The organism is Nocardia sp. NPDC059229 (genome assembly GCF_042754165.1).
In the GTDB taxonomy this organism is placed as follows: Bacteria; Actinomycetota; Actinomycetes; order Mycobacteriales; family Mycobacteriaceae; genus Nocardia.
In genome coordinates this window covers 22,177-41,589 of the sequence record NZ_JBHZAK010000025.1, presented here as the reverse complement: position 1 = coordinate 41,589, position 19,413 = coordinate 22,177, and the positions used below count along the sequence as shown (strand labels likewise).

Genomic DNA, 19,413 nt, shown 5'->3' with positions numbered 1-19,413 from the left:
GATATCCCTGGCAGCGATACCGGTCGCTGCCAGGGATTTGCTGGACCAGTGATAAACCGTCTCCTGAAAATGTGTCCGGCGTAACATATTCCGCACGGATCCACGTATTAAAGCACACAGCAGGAAAACCTGCTTTTCCCAATCGGAATAAGTACCGTTGGGCCCATGCAGCTCTCCCGGTTCACCGATCTCGGCTTGCGGTCGCTCATGCGCCTGGCGGTCAGCAGTGATGCCGAGGAAAGAGTCACCGTCAAACTCATTGCGCGACAGGTGAATGCTTCCGAAAACTACGTTGCCAAAGCCGTCTCCCGGCTCGCCGAACTGGGCTACGTCGAGTCCCAGCGCGGACGCACCGGCGGGATCTTCCTGACCGAGGCGGGCAGAAAAACCACCATCGGCACTATTGTTCGGCACCTCGAATGTGATAACGAAGTCATCGAGTGTGGCGGCGACAATCCGTGCCCATTGGCGAATGCGTGCCGTTTGCGGGGCGTCCTCGCCACTGCGCGGAACGCCTTCTACGCCGAACTCGATCGGTACGTCCTGTCCGATCTGGTGGATCAGCGCACCGTGGAGCTGCTGTATATGCCGGTATTCCCGGCGGCTTCACTCATCGACACCTAGGAGACCTCATGAGGCTCGCGCCGGATTCCACGCTGAACACCTTCCCCGAGCTGGCTGAATCCACTACCCAAGGTCTTGGGGCCGAGCACGCCGAGGTGATTCGCGCGACTCTGCCCCTGGTGGCCGCGCACATCGACCAGATCACCCCGCTGTTCTACAACAAGATGTTCACCGCCCACCCCGAGCTGCTGCGCGACCGCTTCAACCGCGGCAACCAGCATCAGGGCGCACAGCAGAAGGCGCTCGCCGCCTCCATCGCCGTGTTCGCGACCCACCTCGTCGACCCCGGCCTGCCGCACCCGCGGGAACTGCTGGCCCGCATCGGCCACAAGCACGCCTCGCTGGGCGTCACCGAGCCCGAATACCGCATCGTCCACGAGCATCTGTTCGCCGCCATCGTCGAGGTGCTGGGCGCGGACGTGGTGACCCCGGAGATCGCCGCGGCCTGGGATCGCGTGTACTGGCTGATGGCCACCACGCTCATCGATTTCGAGCGGGAGCTCTACGACGCCGCGGGCGTCGCGCCCGGCGACGTGTTCCGCGAGACCCGGGTGGTGCAGCGCCTCGACGACCCGTCGGGTGTGGCCACCTTCGTGGTCGAGTCCGCCGATCCGTCCGAACCGCTGCCGGGATTCGTTCCGGGACAGTACATCTCGGTCGGCGCGCGGCTGCCCGACGGCGCCCGCCAGCTGCGTCAGTACAGCCTGATCAATCGCGGCGGCGACGGCCGGCTCGCCTTCACCGTGCGCAAGGTGCTCGCCGACGCGGACACGCCGGCCGGTGAGGTCTCGAACTGGCTGCACGACACCGTCGGCGCGGGCGACACCCTCGAAATCACGCTGCCCTTCGGCGATCTCACCATCGACACCGAGGCCACCACGCCGGTCGTGCTCATCTCCGCGGGCATCGGCGTCACCCCGATGGCGGGAATCCTGGAATACCTGGCGGCCGAAACTCCCACGCGCCGGGCGGTGATCCTGCACGCGGACCGCTCCACCACGGCGCACCCCCTGCGCGAGACGGTCGACGCGCTCACCCACCGGCTGGCGGACGTGTACTTCCGCACCTGGTACGAGGCCGACGGTCACGGCCTGCTGGACGTGACCCAGGTCGATCTGCCCGAGGACGCGGACTACTACCTGTGCGGTGGCACCGGATTCCTGCAGTACGTCCGCGCCCAGCTCATGTCCGCCGGAATCCCTTCGGACCGAGTCCATTTCGAGCTCTTCGCGCCGAACGACTGGTTGCTCGACGCCGATCAGCAGCCCGCCCTCGCCTGACCGCGGGCGGCAATCGACCCCCTGGCCGCGATCGACCGGCTAGCCGTGCGCCGCGATGATCCGCAGCACTCCGCTCAGCCACGGGGTGTAGCGCGCGGGTTCCGCCGCCACGTTCTCGGCGAGGGTGTCCGGCCGGATCCACGCGGTATCGGCGACCTCGTCCGGATTCGGGTGCGGCGCGGTGTCTTCCAGCCGTCCGATCAGGACGTGATCGAATTCGAACTCGACGCGGCCGGTATTCGGATCGGTGGCCTGATAGGTGAAGGTGCCGGCCTCGGACAGCTCGGCGGTGATGCCGAGTTCCTCGTGGAGCCGTTTGGCGGCCGCCTCCACCACCGCTTGTCCCGGCGCCGGATGCCCGCAGCAGGTGTTGGTCCACAGCAGTGGGAAGCGCGTCTTCACGCCCGCCCGCTGTTGCAGCAGCACCCGTCCGGCGGCATCGAACAGCAGCACCGAGAAGGCGCGATGCAGCCGCCCGGGCGCGGTGTGGGCGGCTGCCACCGACAGCGAACCCTGCGCCCGGCCCTGCTCGTCGACCAGTTCGACGAGCAGGGTCTCACGGTCCACCACCGGGGTGGTGTCGGATGCGTCGAGGGTGCCGGTCACCTAACCACCTTATCGGCGGTGATCATCAGGTACTGGAAGCTGCCCTCCTTGTACGAGGTCAGGAAGGGTTTCTCGACGCCGGTCGCGAGTTCGGACCGGGTGCGCAGCTCCCAGTAGGGGATGGTCGCGGGGGTGAGGTCGGTGACCGCGATGGGGACCAGGCCATTGGCGGCCAGCGCCTGGAAGTAGCGGCTGCGCGGATGGATATTGCAGCCGTAGTGGGCATCGATCCAGCTCACCGAGGCCGAGCGGGCGCCGAACACGTCATTGGAGCAGCCGGTGATGCAGACGTAGCGGCCGCCCGGCTCGAGCAGGCGGGAGAACTCCGCGAACAGCTCGAGAATGTCCACGTACATGGTGGTTTCATTGGTCCAGATGCCGCGCCGGGAGCCGGAGTCGAAACCGGTGTCGAGCATGTTCTTGAAGTGGAAGCGCACCTTGTCGGAGACGCCGCGCTCGCGGGCCTGCTCATTGGCGAAACCCACCTGGTATTCGGAGATGGTGACGCCGTCCACCTCGCAGCCGAAGCGCTGGTTGGCCATGAAACTGGTACCGCCGCGGCCGGACCCGCCGTCCATGAGCCGGTCGCCGGGGCGGACGTCGCCGAGCTGGTCGAGCAGGACGTCGGCCTGCGCGGTCTCCAGGCGGTGCAGTTCCTTGACGATCCGTTCCTGCCGGGTCTCCTCGGGGCCTTCCAGGACCGACAGGTCCGGCTCGCCGATGCCGTAGTGATGGTGATAGAGCCCGTCCACCTCGCCGAGCTTGGTGTTGACGCGATCGTCATTGGGATTGTTGTTCCAGTAGGACGCGACCGATTTCTGGTATTCGGTCTTCAGCACGGCATCCGGCCGGGGGTGGAGCGCGGTCATGGCAGGTCATCCTCTCGAATGGGTGATATGACGCTGGAAGTACTGCGCGCATCGAAGGGTGAGGTGATTCACGGGGTTTCGTTGTAGCGGCGGCTGTCCGCGTGCCAGGCCCGGTTGCCGCCCATCCAGGCCCACAGGCCGGTCAGGAAGCGGCGCAGCTCCGGGGAGCCGGCGGCGGCGAGAGCGCCCGCCTCGGCCTCGAAGCGGTGCACCAGTTCGTCGTGGACCTCGGCGGTGCGCTGGACGGCCTGGCGGCGGGAGCACTGCTCCTCGGCGGCGAGCACGGTGGGGAGGTTGAATTCCCTTCCGCCGGAGAGGTCTTCGCGCGCCATGGAGTAGAGGTCGTTGACCATCTGGCTGGCCAGCGCGGCGGTGGTGACCACCCGCCGCACCCGCGGATCGGTGTACTCCGCAGCCGGCACCTCGTAGCCGCCGACCGCGTCGATCGGGGCCATGCAGGGCAGGAAGCTGTGCGGTTGCCGGTTCAGCAGGTATTCCCAGACCGGCGGCATGCGGCCCGCCGCGCGCCACCCCGCCTCGGCGCCCAAAGCGATGAACCAGCCGGCGATCTCGGTGCGCAGCCGCGCCACCTGCGTCGGGGTGGCGAATCGCGACAGATGCTCGAAGGAGGTCCGGAATGCCCGCAGAATCGGATCGCTCTGCATGGCCTCCTGCACCTTGACCTGGTACCGCGGTGGCAGGTGCACGGGATCCATGGCGGCGGCGGCCAATTCGAGCCGCGGCCCGAGCTCGGCCTCCGCGCTGGACCTGCTGCCGTCCGGCGCGATATCGCTGGCGTCCTCCTCGCAGTAGTAGTCGTCCACCGACCACTCCGACACCGCGCACTTGGCCGCCGCCAGCAAGCGATCCGCATCATCGCAATCCGGATGCGCCAGCATGATCAGCCGCCCGAAGTCGGCCTTCCGCAGATCATCCAGCCGCCCCTCGTACAGCCGGATCTCCTCGGCCCAGGCGATGATCCCGAAATTCACCGCCTCCGCCAGCGCCGGATTGTCCCGCACCGGCGGCGGACAGTAGAGCGCCGGAATCGCCGCCCCCTCCGCCCGCCGCACCGATCTGGTCCCGATGCCACTCGGACCATGCGAAACCCGCTTGGCCCCAGTGGAACTCGGTGCCGCCGATGTCAGCTCGGTGATTGAGCCGAGATCCCACGCCGGATCGAGGGTCCGTGTGGGAGCCGCCGTAATGACGTCCGCGATCTCGCCCGGGGCCGGCTTCGGCTCGGGCAGGATAGCCGCCGCATCGGCCGGGCCCACGCCGCCCGGAGCGGCGGCGACCGAGGTGGCGATGGCCGGAGCGACCGCATCGGCCTGCACCACCGTGTCCGCTCGCGCGGCAGGTGAAGTAGGCGCGACCGGAGTGGAGCCACCCGGTACCCCGGCCCGGCGGTGTGTCGAGTTCGTACCGATTCCGGTGGGGCCGCTCGCAACTCGCCGTGCAAGACCCGCGCCCGGCGCCGCAGCGGTGCCCGGCCGCGACGGGCTTTCGGGCGCGGCGGCGATGGCGGTCGGACTTACCGGGGTTGCCGACGTGGCGGTGCCCGGTCTTGCGGCGGAGGCTCCGCTGATTGCGTTGTGGCCGTTGTTTGTTCGGCTGGTTCCGGCGCCGGGTCCGGGCCGAGTGGTGGCATCGATCGGCCGGGCCGGGCCGGGCGAGCTCTGTTTCGCGGCATGGGTTTCGGCCGGTGGGGAGGGGAGGCGGCCGGAGCCCAGGGTGCGGGGGATGGGGCGGAGGGGTTGGGCGAGTGGAGAGGTCGGGGGTCTGGGGGCCGGCATCGCGCCGCCGGCAGGCGACGGCGGACGCGATGCCTGTCCCGCGAGCTCCGTGATCACCTGGGGGGTGGGTAGGTTCACGCGGAGGCTCGGGGCCCCGAGGCCGGAGGGGCCGAGCAGCCGTCGGGGGGAGTGCGCCTCGGCGGCGTCGGAGGCGCCGAGGCGGGGATCATCACCGAGGGCGGCAATGGATTCCAGGGCAGAGAGGGCTTCGGTTGCCGCGAGCAGGGTTTGGGGCGCGGTGGTGTCGAGGTTGGTCAGCAGGGCGGCGACGGCCGCCGCCACCTCATGGGTGGCAGGCGGGGCCGCGGCGCGTGAGAGCACCGACATGACGGGACACCTCGCTCAGTCGGACTGACGGGCGACCAGCACATTGTCGAGAATGCCGAGCGCGTCGGGGACCAGGACGGCGGCCGAGTAGTAGCAGCTGACCAGGTAGGAGATGATCGACTGATCGTCGATGCCCTTGAACCGGACGTTCAGGCTGGGCTCGTACTCGTCCGGAATTCCGGTCTGGTGCAAGCCGATCACGCCCTGGTCCTTCTCGCCGGTGCGCATGGCGAGAATCGACGTGGTCTGGGTGTCGCTGACCGGGATCTTGCCGCACGGGAAGATCGGCACCCCGCGCCAGGCGGGCACGCGGTGGCCGTCCACCTCCACCGGGTCGGGATAGATTCCGCGCTTGGAGCATTCGCGCCCGAACGCGGCAATTGCCTTGGGGTGCGCCAAGAACAGTTTGGTGCTGCGGCGCATGGAGAGCAGTTCGTCCATATCGTCCGGAGTGGGCGCGCCGGACTCGGTGTAGATGCGCTGTTTGAGATCACAGTTGTTGAGCAGGCCGAAGTCCGGATTGTTGACCAGGTCGTACTCGCGGCGCTCGTAGAGGGCCTCGATGGTCAGGCGCAGCTGCTGCTCGATCTGATCCATCGGGTCGTTGAACAGGTCGGCGACACGGGTGTGCACGCGCAGCACCGACTGGGCCAGGCTGAGTTCGTACTCGCGGGGTTGATCGTCGTAGTCGACGTAGGTGCCCTCGAGCATCGGCTCCCCGGAGTGGCCGGAGGAGATGACGATCTCGGCCTCGCCGTACTTGTTCTGCGGCAGCGCCGGGGCGTGTGCCACGGCGGAAAGGTGTTCCGCCAGTGCCGGAATGTTCTCGGTCAGCTGGTTCACGGTGGAGCGGGCGAGCACCAGCATGGTGGTGGGCGTGACCGTCTTGATGGTGACCGGCCAGATGGCGTCCGGATCGGTGAGGGTCTGATCGCCGAAGTAGTCGCCGCCGCCCAGCATGCCCAGCTTGGTGGTCTCGCCGTACTCGCCCGTGCCGATCTTGGAGAGCTTGCCGTGCACGATCAGCAGCACCTGGTCCATGGGGTTGCCGAACTCGGCGACCACGGTGCCGGCGGGCAGATCCCGCTGTTCGAAGCGGCCTGCCACGGTGGCCAGGATCTCCTCGTCCGCGAAGCCGCGCAGCTGCGGCAGCTCCTGCAGTTCGAGCGGGATGACCCGGGCGTGCGGGCCGTTGATGACGTACTCCACCTCGCCGTTGCCGACGGTGTGCGTGAGGCGCCGGTTGACGCGGTAGATACCGCCCTTCACCTGGCTCCAGGGCAGCGAACGGGTCAGCCAGCGGGAGCTGATGCCCTGCATCTGCGGTTCGGATTTGGTGGTGTGTGCCAGCTGGTGGGCGGCAGCGGTACTGAGGGACTTGCGCTGGCCGTTTTCGGTCTGAAGGGGCATTTCGATGGTCATGCTGCGGTCCTCACCTCGAAGGGTCACCGCGACGGAAGGCGGTGGAGTCCACGGCGAAACAGCAGACCCGAGCGGGGCCTGCGTGAATTAGTCAAGTGAGTGAATTGACAAGCGCGACAGTGCGATTCCAGCGATTCCGATGGTAGAGCTCCGGATCACCCGGCGCGCCGAAATGCCAAAACATGATGCCTGGAATGTTGCTGCATCCCGTAAACCCCGAACGGCCGGTTTGCTTTGGCGCGGGCCCGGATCGCTCCGCGACGCGTAGCCCGCATGGTGCTGGTCACAGCGCCAGCGCAGTAGGGTGGACGTATGGCAAGCTCATCGCGACGCGTCGGGGCGGGTGACGCTGGTCAAGGCCAGGAAATGTCTGGGAGAGAAGCCGTGAAATTCAATATGAGGTCCGTGGTGGGTCCGATCGAGCGACTCGTCGCGACCGCACAGAACGGGCTCGAGGTGATCCGGTTCGGGGGACTGGTTCACGACATGGAATCGTCGCCGTACGAGGTGGTGGAGCGGAAGCGGATGTACCGCCTGCGCCACTACTTCCCGGACGACACCGGGGCGGAGCGTCCGGTCGTGGTGCTGGTGCCGCCCATCATGGTGACCGCCGAGATCTGGGACGTGAATGCCGCCGACGGGGCGGTCGGCATTCTGCACCAGGGTGGAATCGATTGCTGGGTGGTCGATTTCGGCTCACCGGCCACCGAGGAGGGCGGCTGGGACCGGGATCTGGCCGACCACGTGCTGGCGGTCTCGAGCGCCATCGACACCGTCACCGAAATCACCGGCCGCGCAGTGCATCTCATGGGGTACTCGCAGGGCGGCATGTTCGCCTACCAGGCCGCGGCCTACCGCTACGGCAAGGGCGTCGAGTCCATCGTGACCTTCGGCAGCCCGGTCGACGCCGTCGCGGGCATGCCCTTCGGCCTACCGCACGGGCTGGTCTCCGACGCCGCCGACTTCCTCACCGATCACGTGCTGAACCGGCTGCCCATCACCGATTCCATGGTGCGCCTGGGCTTCCAGGCACTGGATCCGGTCAAGACCGCCCGCGCCCGCATCGACTTCCTGCGCCAGCTGCACAACCGTGAGGCGCTGCTGCCCAAGGAGCGTCAGCGCCGTTTCCTCGAGGTCGACGGCTGGCTCGGCTACCCCGGTCCCGCGCTCACCGACCTGCTCCAGCAGTTCGTCAAGCACAATCGAATGATGCTGGGCGGCTTCGTGATCCGCGATCAGCTCATCTCGCTGGCGGAGATCAAGTGCCCGATCCTGGCCTTCGTCGGCGAGGTCGACGACATCGGCCAGCCCGCCGCCGTGCGCGGCATCGTGCACGCCGCGCCCAATGCCGATGTGTACGAGACCAGCATTGTGGCAGGGCATTTCGGACTGGTGTCGGGCTCCACCGCCACCAAGCAGACCTGGCCGGTGGTGCGCGACTGGGTCAACTACCTCAGCGGCCGCGGCGAACTGCCCGGGCAGGTCGAGCGCATGAGCACCGAGGTGGTTCGCAGTGGCCCGCGCACCGGGCTCACCCGGGTCGTGCACGCCCTCGGCACGCTGGCCGAGGCCGGAACCAGCGTCGGCAAGTCCATCGAGGGCGTGGCCGGGCAGACGCTGCGCGGTACGGTCGAACTCACCGGCGAGGCCGCCCGCGCGCTGCCCCGGCTGACCCGGCTGGGCATGATCCAGCCGCACACTCGAATCTCGCTGGGCCGCTTGGTCGCCGAGCAGGCGCGGCGCGCGCCGCAGCGCGATCTGTTCGTGTTCGACGACCGCGTGCACACCCAGGAGGCGGTCAACGAGCGCATCGACAATGTGGTGCGCGGGCTGATCTCCGTCGGGGTGCGGCCGGCCACCCGGGTCGGCGTGGTCATGGAGACCCGGCCGAGCGCGCTGGCCTCCATCGCCGCGCTGTCGCGGCTGGGCGCGGTCGCGGTGCTGCTGGCGCCGGGGAGCGAACTCTCCAAGGTCGCGGACCTGACCGGGACCAGGCTGCTCATCGCCGATCCGGAGAACCTCGCCAGCGCGGCCGCCACCGGTCACCGGGTGCTGGTGCTCGGCGGCGGCAATGCCCGTGTCCTCGATATTCCGCCGGGCGCCGATGTGGTCGACCTGGAACAGATCGACCCGGCGCAGGTGGAGCTGCCCGCCTGGTACCGGCCGGATCCGGGCCTGGCGCGCGAGCTGGCCTTCATCCTGGTCACCGGTACCGGCGACAAGTTCGACGTCAAGCAGGTCACCAATCACCGCTGGGCGCTGTCGGCCTTCGGCACCGCGTCGGCGGCGAACCTGAGCCGCCACGACACCGTGTACTGCCTTGCGCCGCTGCACCATTCGTCCGGATTACTGGTGAGTCTGGGTGGCGCGGTGGCCGGTGGCAGCCGCATCGCGCTGGCCCGCTCGCTGGAACCGGCGCGGTTCGCCGAGGAGGTGCACCGCTACGGCGTCACCGTGGTCACCTACACCTGGACCATGCTGCGCGACATCCTCGACGCCGACACCTTCGCCGACGGGCATGCGCATCCGATCCGCCTGTTCATCGGGTCCGGAATGCCCAGGGGCCTGTGGCGGCGCACCGAGGAGCGCTTCGCGCCCGCCAAGGTGCTGGAGTTCTACGCTTCCATCGAGGGAGATGTGGTGCTGGCCAACGTCTCCGGCGCCAAGATCGGCTCCAAGGGCCGTCCGGTGCCGGGCACCGCCAAGGTCGAACTCATCGCCTACGACCCGCTGACCGACGAAATCCTGGTCGATGACAGCGGTTTCGCGCGGCGCTGCGCCGACAACGAGGTGGGGCTGCTCATCGGCACCGTCTCCGACCTCGTCGACCTCTCCGCGGGCGGACTCCGCGGCGTCTTCGCACCCGGCGACGCCTGGATGCCCACCGAGAACCTCTTCCGCCGCGACAGCGACGGCGACTACTGGCTCATGGACCGCCGCGACACCGTCATCCCGACGCCGCGCGGCCCGGTCTACACCCAGCCGATCGTCGATGTGCTGAACGACATCACCGCCGTCGACATGGAGGTGGCCTTCGGCCTCCCCGCCGGGGACCGCATCCTCGCGGTCGCCGCGGTGAGCGTCCGCGCGGGCTTCGGCCTGGCTCCCAAGGATGTGACCGAGGCGGTCCGGGCCCTGGCCCCCGATCAGCGCCCCGACATCGTCTATGTCGTGGACGACATCCCCCGCAGCTCCACCTACCGTCCCTCGACGCGGGCGGTGCAGGCCGCAGGCCGCGCCGAACCCGACGACCGCACCTGGTGGTACAACCGCACCACCGAGGCCTACGAGGTCCTCACCCCCGACCTCGCCGCGCGCCTGTTCGGCTGATCGCCTCGAACGCGCCCCCGCCACCGTGTCGTACCGGAGAAGACACGGCAGGGCCGGGGCGCGTTCGCATTTCGCCTGCGATCCATCGAATTGACCGAATGGTAATTTTCGAGCATGCGATCGGATGTCGGAGGTGGGAGCGGAACCGTGAAGCGGGTCGGCACGGCGGGGACCAAGGGGGTGCCGCGAGCCGAGCGAGAGGCGCAGATCCTCGATGTGGCGGCCGCGGAGATCGCGCGGGTCGGGTACGCGGGGCTGTCGCCGGCGGTGGTGGCGGCGGGGGCCGGGGTGTCGAAACCGTTGGTGTACGGGTATTTCGGGTCCAAGGACGGGTTGTACGTGGCCTGCGTGGAGCGGGCCGCGGGCGTGCTCGGGGACGCGATCGACGAGGCCATCTCGGGGACGGCCTCGCTGGAGATGGCCGAGCGCACGCTGGCCGCCATCTTCACCGCGCTGGAGCCGCGGCCCTATGACTGGAAGGTCGTGCACGACCAGTCCCATCCGGCCGAGGGGCCCGCGGCGGACGCCGCGCTGGCCGCGCGCGCACGCATCGCGGCCCAGACCGATCAGGGTGTGGGCGCGTTCGTGACGGGGCACGGGCTGACCGACCCGCAGGATCTGTCGGCGCTGATCGCGGTATGGACCGGGCTGGTCGCCGCCCTGGTCGACTGGTGGCTGGGTCATCCCGACGAGACGGCCGAGGCCATGATCGCGCGCAGCGCCCGCCTGTTCGCCGCGCTCACCTGATCCGACCGGGAGCGGTTCGGTTCGGGCTCTTGCCATTGAATTGACCGATTGGTAACTTACGAATCGGTCAATTCATGGAGGTTCGATGTTGTCGCAGGTCTGGCACGAGATCAACACGCCGCTGCTCTACGCGATCCCGGTGTTCCTGCTGTGCATCGCGGCGGAGGCGGTGACACTGCGCGACAGTGACCGCGAGCGGGTGACCGGGTACCTGACCCCCGACACCCGTACCAGTCTGAGCATGGGCATGGGCTCGATGGTCTCGTCCTTCGTCTTCAAGACGGCCAGCCTGGTGCTGTTCGTCCTGATGTGGACCTACCTCGCGCCGTGGCACCTCCCGACCGGCGCCTGGTGGAGCTGGGTGCTGCTGAAGGTGGTCCTCGACCTGCTCTTCTACCTCAACCACCGCTTCTCCCACCGCGTCCGCATCGGCTGGGCCGCCCATCAGGCCCACCACTCGAGCGAGTACTTCAACTTCGGAACCGCCTTGCGGCAGAAGTGGAATCCGTGGTCCGAGGCCATCTTCTGGGCGCCCCTGCCGCTGCTGGGCTTCGCCCCCTGGACGATCTACATCGCCTTCACCCTCAACCTGATCTACCAGTTCTTCACCCACACCGAGACCATCGGAAAGCTGTGGGCCCCCATCGAATTCGTCTTCAACACCCCGTCCCACCACCGCGTCCACCACGGCAGCGATCCCGAATACCTCGACAAGAACTACGCCGGCATCCTCATCATCTGGGACCGCTTGTTCGGCACCTTTCAGCCCGAAATGCACCGCCCCACCTACGGTCTCACCAAACCGGTCGGCACCTACAACCTCCTGAAGCTGCAATACCACGAGTACGGCAACATCATTCGGGACGTCCGCACCGCCGACGGCTACCGCAACAAACTCGGCTACATCTTCGCCCCGCCCGGCTGGCAGCCCCCGGAGCTGCGCGACCAGCCCGCCTGAGCTCGCACCGCACGAAAGCCCGGTCGTAGACCGGGCTTTCGAAAATCGGCCGTGCTCCGTGCGCTCCGGTTCAGTTCTCCGCCAGCACCTTCTGTGGCTCGGCTGCTGCGGTGGTGCGGGCCGCGGCCGCCTTGCGGACCGGGATCGCGAGCGCGATCACCGCGGACACCAGGCAGGCTGCGCTGCCGATCAGGAACACCGTGCGGAAGCCGTTCTCGGTCGGAATGGCATGGCCGCCAACCGAGATGGTCAGCTGTGCCAGCACCGCGCCCACGACCGCCGAGGAGACGGAGGTGCCGACCGAGCGCATCAGGGTGTTGAAGCTGTTGGCGGCGGCCGTCTCCGACAGCGGAACCCCACTCATGATCAGCGCCGGCATTGCGCCGTACGCGAGCGCCACACCCGTGCTGCAGATGATGTTCACCAGCTCCAGGCCCCAGGTGGAGCCCATCGTCAGCTGTGCCACCCCGTACCCGGCCGCCATGGTCAACGCGCCGGTGAACAGGGTGATCTTCGGGCCGCGCGCGGCGGACAGGCGGGCGCCCACCGGTGAGACGAGCATCATCATGATGCCGCCGGGGGCCATCCACAGGCCCATCATGATCATCGACTGGCCCAGGCCGTAACCGAGCGACGTCGGCAGCTGCAACAGCTGCGGCATGCTCAACTGCAGTGCGTACATGCCGACACCGATCGCGATACTCGCGAGGTTGGTGACCAGCACCTGCGGACGCGCGGTGGTGCGCAGGTCCACCAGCGGCTCGGGCGACCGCAGCTCCCACCAACCCCAGGCGAGCAGGACGACGACCGCCGCAGCGAACAAGCCCAGCGTGGTACCGCTGGTCCAGCCCCAGGTCGCGCCCTTCGACACGGGCAGCAGGAACGACACCAGACCGGCGCCGAGCAGCGCCGCACCTGGCACGTCGAAACGTCCCGACGGTCCTTCCGAGCTGCCCTCGGGCACCAGGGTCACGATCAACGCGGTGGCGATGCCCACCAGAACCGCTGCGACCCAGAACATCACACGCCAGCTGCTGTACTGGGTGACGGCCGAGGCGATCGGCAGGCCCAGTGCGCCGCCGATGCCCAGCGACGAGCTGATCAGCGCGATCGACGAGCCGAGCCGTTCGGCGGGCATCACATCGCGCAGCAGGGCGATGGCGAGCGGGATGATGCCGACGCCGAGCCCCTGCAGTCCGCGGCCGACGATCATCGGCACCAGCGAATCGGACACCGCACACACGATCGACCCGACGATGAGCGGAATGGTGGAGGCGATCATCATGCGCCGCTTGCCGTACATGTCGCCGAGCCGGCCCGCGACGGGAGTGGCGACGGCCGCGACGAGCAGCGTGATGGTGACGACCCAGCTGGTATTCGAGGCCGACGTATTCAAAATGCGGGGTAGCTCACCCAGCAGCGGCACCACCAGCGTCTGCATGAGCGACGCGATGACACCGGCGTAGGCGAGCACCGCGAGGGTGCGGCCCGCGCCCGTGCGCGCCGGCGTCGAGCCGGACGCCGTAGCGGAATCGGGTTGGGTCATGGGATCTCCTCACGATGCGTAACCATGTGTACTGTACACATAAAGTGCAAGATGCACATGCAGTGGCGGATGCACAACGCTAGGGTGTGGGTGAACAGGGGTTGAACCCGCAGGTCGATGCGGATCGCGGAAGGACGGGACGTGCCGAAGCCCACCGAATTGCTGGAATTCCAGACCATGCTGATGGGCCGTTTCAGCCTCATCGCACGCAAGGCGACCGACACCAGCCTCGATCGCAGCGCCTACCTGCTGTTGAGCCTGCTCGAAGCCGACGGCCCGATGTCCATCGGCCGGCTCAGCGAAATCCTCGGCCTCGACGTCTCCACCCTGAACCGGCAGACCGCAGCGCTGCTCCGCGCCGGCCTCGCCGACCGCATCCCCGACCCCGACGGCGGCATCGCCCGCAAGTTCCGCCTCACCCCGGAAGGCGCGTCCCGCCTGAACGGCGAACGCGCGCAGAGCATCCGCCACCTCGACGAGATCGTCGCCGACTGGACCGACGAGGAGGTCACCGTCCTCGCCGACTCCCTCGCGCGCCTGAACGCCGACATCGACCGCTACCGAAATCGTATTTCCGCGCGCCCCTGACGCGGACCCCTTGCGTGGCAACGGCATCCGCGATGCCGCCGGGCCCGCGGCTACTAGACGGTGAAGCTGGTGACGCCGTCGACGACGCGGGTCAGCTGCTCCTCGGTCAGGCCCGGCCACAGGGGGAGCCGCACCAGGGTGGCCGAGAACTCGGCGCTGCGCACGCACGGGAACGGGGTGCGGCCGAGCTTGAGGCCGGCGGGGGAGGAGTCCAGCGGGACGTAGTGGAAGGGAGCCACGATGCCGCGCTGGGACAGGTGCGCGATGAGGTCGTCGCGGCGGTGTTCGGTGGGGACGCGCAGGTAGTACAGGTGCGCGGTGTGCTCGCGGTCCGACGGCACCGTCATGAGGCGAATGTCGTTGCGGGCGGCCCAGTCCGGGAGCGCGGCGGCGTAGGTGTCCCACACGCGGTGGCGGTTGCGCTGGATGGTGTCGAACTCGGCGAGCTGGGCGTCGAGGACGGCGGCGTTCAATTCGCTGGGCAGGTAGGAGGATCCGATGTCCTGCCAGGAGTACTTGTCCACCGCGCCGCGCAGGAAGCGGGCCCGGTCGGTGCCCTTCTCGCGAATGATTTCCGCACGCGCCATGAGGATTTCGTCGGTGAGCAGCACCGCGCCGCCCTCACCGCAGTGCACGTTCTTGGTGTCGTGGAAGGACAGCGCGCCCACGGTGCCGATGGTGCCCAGCGGGCGGCCCCGGTAGGAGCCGCCCAGGCCGTGCGCGTTGTCCTCGATGATGGCGAAGCCGTGCGCGTCGGCCAGCCGCTGCAGGCCCTCCATGTCGGCAGCCACACCGCCGTAGTGGATGACCATGACGGCCTTGGTGCGCGGGGTGACCGCCGCGGCCACCGACTCCGGATCCAGATTGCCGGTGGCGGCGTCGATATCGGCGAACACCACGGTCGCGCCGCGCAGCGCCATGGCCGTCGCGCTGGAGGTGAACGCGAAACTCGGCACGATCACCTCGTCCTCGGGCCCGAGTTCCAGCAGCAGCCCGGCCATTTCGAGCGCGTGCGTGCACGAGGTGGTGAGCAGTGCGTGCCGCGCGCCGGTGATGTCACGCAGTTTCGTGGTGGCAGTCGCGGTGAAGGGACCATCGCCGTGGCTGTGGTCCGAGGACAGCACGGCCTCCACATTCGGCAGCTCGCGCGCGGCGCGGAACGGGCGGCTGAAGATGATGCGGTCACTGCTCACGCGCGGAGCTCCCCCTCGATGTCTTCGGCGAACCGATTCGTCGTGCCGTTGTGGTGATTTCCACCGTCGTAGCGCATTTCGCCGCGCAACTGCTGTGGCCGCGGCGTCGGCGAATCCACCGTCAGATACAGCGGCTTGCCGACCAGCACATGCAGTGCCACACCGAGGTATTCGGCGATCAGACCCAGCGAGAACAGCACCGCGCCCGAGCACAGCAGCAGCACTGTCATGAGCGAAGCCCAGCCCTCGGGGTCGGTGCCGCTGTCGGTCAGCCGGTGGTACACCACCCACCCCGCCATGGCCAGCCCGCCCAGCGCCAGCGTCACACCCAGCATGCTCACCAGCCGCAGGCCGCGAGTTCCGCTGCACAGCACCATCTTCCAGAACAGCGAGAACAGCCGCCGGTAGTTGTAACCGGACTCCTCGCGGCCCTCCGCGCGCAACTGCACCGGCACCTGCGCCGCCTCGCCCACCACCCAGGTGAGCGCCACATCCAGGTACACGCCATTGGAGGCGACCTGCGCCAGCTGCCGCGCGATATCGCCGCGGATCAGCCGGTAGCTCTCGAAGCGAGTGGAGTCCGGGAACGCGAACACCGTCGCCAGCACGATCTTCGCGCCGCGCGAGGTGACATTCCGCAGGAAGCCGTGCGGGCGGGTGTTGACCGGCTTGGAATAGACCAGATCGGCGCGCTGCTCGAGCGCCGCGTCAAGGAAGTCGGCGATGAAGGCCGGATCGTGCTGGCCGTCCTCGTCCATGGTGACGGTCCAGTCGCCCTGCGCGGCGGCCATACCGGCGATGGTGGCGGCATCCTGGCCGTAATTGCGGCTCAACCACACCACCCGCACCTGCGGGTAGGTTTCGGCGAGCTCCTGCAGCACCACGTCGGAGCGGTCGGGCCCGTGATCGTGCACCAGCACGATCTCCTCGACCCGGAAGGTGGCGCCCTGCGGCGTGGTGACCGGCTCCCCGAGCTTGTCCAGCTCACTGACCAGTGCGGCGATCGTCTCCTCGCCGCGGTACACGGGCACCACGACGGAGACCGCGTGCACCCGCGCCGGGCGCTCGCTGCCGGAGGTCACGCTGGGGTCGCTCGCGTAGGTGCGGGCGGACGGAATCGGCATCAGCTGAATGTACTTTCGATGACGGTATGCGCCGGAACTCCAGCCCGGAAACCGGAGCCCGAGCCGCGCTGAACTCTAACACGCTGCTCGGCGCGGCATTCGGGGCGAAGTGTCGACACCCGGCCATCATTCCCTATGTCCATCCCGCAACGGACCGGCGTAAGTGCCATCGACATCGCCGCCCTGTAGGGTCTGGAACTCGTGGTGGAAAGCTCAGTTTCCAAGGTGGTCGGGGCCGCCGAATCCGGGCAGGACGACAAGGCGGCTCGGCGTGAGGTGTACCGCTGGGGCATCGTCACTTCGATCGGGGTGACCCTGGGGTATCTGGCTGTCATCCTGGCCAACTCCCGCCACTTCTTCACCGACGACTCCGAATCCCAGTACACGGGCCTGTGGGTGTTCTTCGGCCGCGCCTTCCGTGACGGCCATTTCCCGCTGCTGATTCCGGACCAGTGGATGACGGGCAACTACACCAATGAGGAAGCGGGACTGTTCAACCCGCCGCAGCTGCTGATCGATCTGATCGCGCCTTCGGTGCCCAACCTTGCCGTGTACGCGACCATCGTGAAGCTGGCCTTCGCGATCATCACCGGGCTCGGCGTGTACCGGGTGTGCCTGGTGTACGGCGCCCGCCCGCAGTGGGCCGCGGTGGCCGGGGTGGCCATGCCGTTCACCGGCTTCTTCCTGTTCTTCGATTCGGCCAGCTGGTTCACCGCCATGGCCGGCACCGCCTGGATGATCCACGCCTGGGCGTCCGCGGAGCGCTACCTGCGCGGCCAGGGCGGTCCGATCCCGGTCTTCGTGTACCTGTACCTGGCGATCTCGGTGCAGTACGTGTTCCCCGCGGTCGAGGCCGTGCTCATGCTGATCGCGGTGGCCGTCGGCTACCTGGTGTGCCGGGGGCCGCGGGCCTGGCCGCAGTGGCGCGACGCGTTCGGCCCGCTGCTGCGCCTGGCCGCTGCGGCGGCCTGCGCGGGCGCGGCGGGTCTGCTGACCTTCCTGCCCTCGATGCTGTCGGCGCAGGTGAGCTGGCGCGGCAATTCGCAGATCAATAACGACCAGTTCCTGACCGTGCCGTGGTCCGAATCGCTGAACGCCAGCCTGCCGACCACCATGCCGGCGTTCACCTCGTGGTGGGGCTACGTCCAGCCGCTGCCCATGACCTACATCGCCTGGTTCCTGATCCCGGCGCTGGCGTTCGTGGATTGGAAAGCGGCGCAGAAACACTGGAAGCAGCTCGTCGCGATTGCCCTGTTCGCACTGATGGCGCTCATGTGGACCGCAGGGCCCGGCACCGTCGGCCCGCTGCGCTGGCCCGCCCGCGTGCTGCCCATGCTGGCGCTGGGCCTGCTCGTGCTGGTGTGCGTGCTGCTGGGCCGCTTCGCCACGCTGCGGGACCGCAACACGCGGATCATCTCGGCACTGGTGCTGGTCCTGGCCCTGTGGGTGCGCACCTTCTCCGCCGACCCGCACCAGGTGCTGTGGCACCTGGGCTCGGCCGCCGTGGTGATCGCCCTCGGGTTCGGCGCGGTGTGGCTGGGCCGCACCCGCGGCGCCACCGGAGCCACCGCGCTGGTCATCGCCGCCATGGTGCCGATCGCCTGGTTCCAGGTGTGGTGGGTGCAGCCCACGCCCATGTCGTGGAACCTGCCCGCCGACCGCAACGAGGCCATGGCCGCCTTCCCGAAGTTTCAGGCCGGCACCACCCTTCAGCTCTCCGACCGCGGCCTGCTGCAGCCCGCCGACAAGAACCTGCAGGGCGCGTACGGGTCGCTGGTGTGGGGCAACTACGCCAAGGACCTGCAGCAGGACTACGTCAACGGCTATACGCCCAACGGGCACTTCTATTTCGGCGAAATGCTCTGCATGCGCTGGGACTCCAGCGTCTGCCCCGACGCGTACCGCCGGCTGTTCAGCGCCGAGCCGACCACCGGCCGCACCCTCGCCGACCTCATGCTGATCGACCGGGTTGTGTTGCAGAAGGCCATGTTCCCCGACGCCGGTGACCAACCCGCCCCGGAGGGCTGGCACTTCGTCGACGTGCCCGGGCACGAGAAGTACATCTGGGTGCTCGAGCGCGACAACGGCCCGATCTCCGCGGTCAACGGCCGCGTCGGCGACGCCCACGACGTCACCGCCACCTCGCTCGACGAGACCGACACCACCAGCCGCGTACAGGTCTCCTCGGAGACCGGCGGCCGCGTCACCTTCGCGCGCCTGGGCTGGCCCGGCTACCGCGTCACCCTCAACGGCAAGACCGTCCCGTTCCACACCGTCGCGAAAGTCTTCGTGGCCGTGGACATTCCGGCCGGCACCGACAAGGCCGTGCTGGAGGTGAGCTGGCGGCCGCCGGGCTGGAAGATCGGAATCGGCAGTGCCGCGGGCGGGCTCGTCGGCCTCGGGCTGCTCCAGTGGTTGTACGTTCGCTCGCGTCGGCGCGGACAGGACGTGCCCGCCGCCGAACAGCTCGACGACGATCCGGACCGCGAACTGGTGGGCACCGCCAAGTGACCGAGACGCGCCCCTCGCTCACCGGCGTCGAGCCCGCCCCGGCCGGGCCGCTGCTCCGGCTGGTGCGTCGGCAGGAGATCGCCTTCGCCCTGGTCGGCGGCTTCAACACGCTGATGGGCATGGTGCTCACCATCGTGTGGCTGACCGTCCTCGGCGGCGTGGTGTCCAAGGACGTCGCCGCCGCCCTGTCGGTGGCGCTGGCCTACGCGGTCAGCATGGTGGTGGCCTTCGTCCTGCACCGCACCCTGGTGTTCCGGGTGCGCGGCCACCTGCTGCGCGACTTCGTGGCCTTCGTCGGCGTGAACGCGGTCGGCATGGTGCTGAACATGGTGCTGCTGCAACTCGCCGTCTCCCTGCTGCACGCCCCCGCCAAACCGGCTGCCGTGGTGGTCATGGGCCTGGTCGCGGTGGCCAGCTACTTCGGCCACCGCCACATCAGCTTCCGCCGCCCCGCCGATTCCCCTCCCGCCCACGCCGACCGGTAGGTTGTCG

Annotated in this window: 15 protein-coding genes; 8 read left to right on the top strand and 7 right to left on the bottom strand. The window is 68.5% G+C overall.

Annotation, left to right across the window (positions count from 1 at the left end; all coding sequences use genetic code 11):
* Positions 1-165 precede the first annotated feature (165 nt).
* Together ACFXHE_RS37430 and ACFXHE_RS37425 are read left to right on the top strand one after the other, a co-directional pair.
* Positions 166-624 (top strand): RrF2 family transcriptional regulator, encoded by a 459-nt coding sequence (locus ACFXHE_RS37430; RefSeq protein WP_379389427.1) that lies wholly within the window; start codon positions 166-168, stop codon positions 622-624.
* 8 nt (positions 625-632) lie between these two features.
* Positions 633-1,904 (top strand): globin domain-containing protein, encoded by a 1,272-nt coding sequence (locus ACFXHE_RS37425; protein WP_379389425.1) that lies wholly within the window; start codon positions 633-635, stop codon positions 1,902-1,904.
* Positions 1,905-1,943: 39 nt separating this feature from the next.
* Here the strand turns inward: ACFXHE_RS37425 and idi are convergent, their stop codons facing one another.
* From idi to ACFXHE_RS37405, 4 genes are all read right to left on the bottom strand, one after another.
* The gene (idi, locus tag ACFXHE_RS37420) at positions 1,944-2,510 is read right to left on the bottom strand and encodes an isopentenyl-diphosphate Delta-isomerase (protein ID WP_379389423.1); all 567 of its coding nucleotides are present in this window, start codon (positions 2,508-2,510) and stop codon (positions 1,944-1,946) included.
* Positions 2,507-3,379: a geranyl diphosphate 2-C-methyltransferase gene (locus tag ACFXHE_RS37415; RefSeq protein WP_379389421.1), complete on the bottom strand. Its 873-nt coding sequence runs from the start codon at positions 3,377-3,379 to the stop codon at positions 2,507-2,509. The genes idi and ACFXHE_RS37415 overlap by 4 nt, the downstream gene beginning before the upstream one ends.
* 68 nt (positions 3,380-3,447) lie before the next feature.
* Positions 3,448-5,502 carry a family 2 encapsulin nanocompartment cargo protein terpene cyclase gene (locus tag ACFXHE_RS37410; RefSeq protein WP_379389419.1) on the bottom strand — a complete coding sequence of 685 codons (2,055 nt, stop codon included), beginning with the start codon at positions 5,500-5,502 and terminating at the stop codon, positions 3,448-3,450.
* Positions 5,503-5,517: 15 nt separating this feature from the next.
* Positions 5,518-6,924, bottom strand: coding sequence for a family 2B encapsulin nanocompartment shell protein (locus tag ACFXHE_RS37405; RefSeq protein WP_379389417.1), 1,407 nt, complete (start codon positions 6,922-6,924; stop codon positions 5,518-5,520).
* 396 nt (positions 6,925-7,320) lie between these two features.
* Between ACFXHE_RS37405 and ACFXHE_RS37400 the strand changes: the two genes are divergently transcribed.
* The 3 genes from ACFXHE_RS37400 (at position 7,321) to ACFXHE_RS37390 (ending at position 11,959) form a co-directional block, all read left to right on the top strand.
* Complete coding sequence (locus ACFXHE_RS37400) at positions 7,321-10,254, top strand: AMP-binding protein (RefSeq protein WP_379389540.1); 2,934 nt, start codon at positions 7,321-7,323, stop codon at positions 10,252-10,254.
* 147 nt (positions 10,255-10,401) lie between these two features.
* A complete protein-coding gene (locus ACFXHE_RS37395) occupies positions 10,402-11,001 on the top strand; it encodes a TetR/AcrR family transcriptional regulator (protein WP_379389415.1) in 600 nt (199 codons plus the stop codon).
* Positions 11,002-11,086: 85 nt separating this feature from the next.
* Entirely contained in the window at positions 11,087-11,959 is an 873-nt protein-coding gene (locus ACFXHE_RS37390; protein WP_379389414.1) for a sterol desaturase family protein, read from the top strand.
* Positions 11,960-12,029: 70 nt separating this feature from the next.
* Here the strand turns inward: ACFXHE_RS37390 and ACFXHE_RS37385 are convergent, their stop codons facing one another.
* The gene (locus tag ACFXHE_RS37385; protein WP_379389412.1) at positions 12,030-13,505 is read right to left on the bottom strand and encodes an MFS transporter; all 1,476 of its coding nucleotides are present in this window, start codon (positions 13,503-13,505) and stop codon (positions 12,030-12,032) included.
* Positions 13,506-13,646: 141 nt separating this feature from the next.
* On the opposite strand from ACFXHE_RS37385, the gene ACFXHE_RS37380 reads away from it, so the two are divergent.
* The gene (locus ACFXHE_RS37380) at positions 13,647-14,093 is read left to right on the top strand and encodes a MarR family winged helix-turn-helix transcriptional regulator (RefSeq protein WP_379389410.1); all 447 of its coding nucleotides are present in this window, start codon (positions 13,647-13,649) and stop codon (positions 14,091-14,093) included.
* Positions 14,094-14,146: 53 nt separating this feature from the next.
* On the opposite strand, the gene rffA is transcribed toward ACFXHE_RS37380, so the two are convergent.
* Positions 14,147-15,286, bottom strand: a complete 1,140-nt coding sequence (rffA, locus tag ACFXHE_RS37375) for a dTDP-4-amino-4,6-dideoxygalactose transaminase (RefSeq protein WP_379389408.1) — start codon at positions 15,284-15,286, stop codon at positions 14,147-14,149.
* On the bottom strand, positions 15,283-16,338 hold the full coding sequence (locus ACFXHE_RS37370) for a glycosyltransferase (protein ID WP_379389538.1): 1,056 nt from the start codon (positions 16,336-16,338) through the stop codon (positions 15,283-15,285). Before ACFXHE_RS37370 ends, rffA begins: the two co-directional genes overlap by 4 nt.
* Positions 16,339-16,719: 381 nt before the next feature.
* Here ACFXHE_RS37370 and ACFXHE_RS37365 point away from each other — a divergent pair, with 381 nt between their 5' ends.
* Both ACFXHE_RS37365 and ACFXHE_RS37360 read left to right on the top strand, forming a co-directional pair.
* Complete coding sequence (locus ACFXHE_RS37365; protein ID WP_379389537.1) at positions 16,720-18,921, top strand: hypothetical protein; 2,202 nt, start codon at positions 16,720-16,722, stop codon at positions 18,919-18,921.
* On the top strand, positions 18,918-19,406 hold the full coding sequence (locus ACFXHE_RS37360) for a GtrA family protein (protein WP_379389406.1): 489 nt from the start codon (positions 18,918-18,920) through the stop codon (positions 19,404-19,406). The genes ACFXHE_RS37365 and ACFXHE_RS37360 overlap by 4 nt, the downstream gene beginning before the upstream one ends.
* The last annotated feature ends 7 nt before the right edge of the window (positions 19,407-19,413 follow it).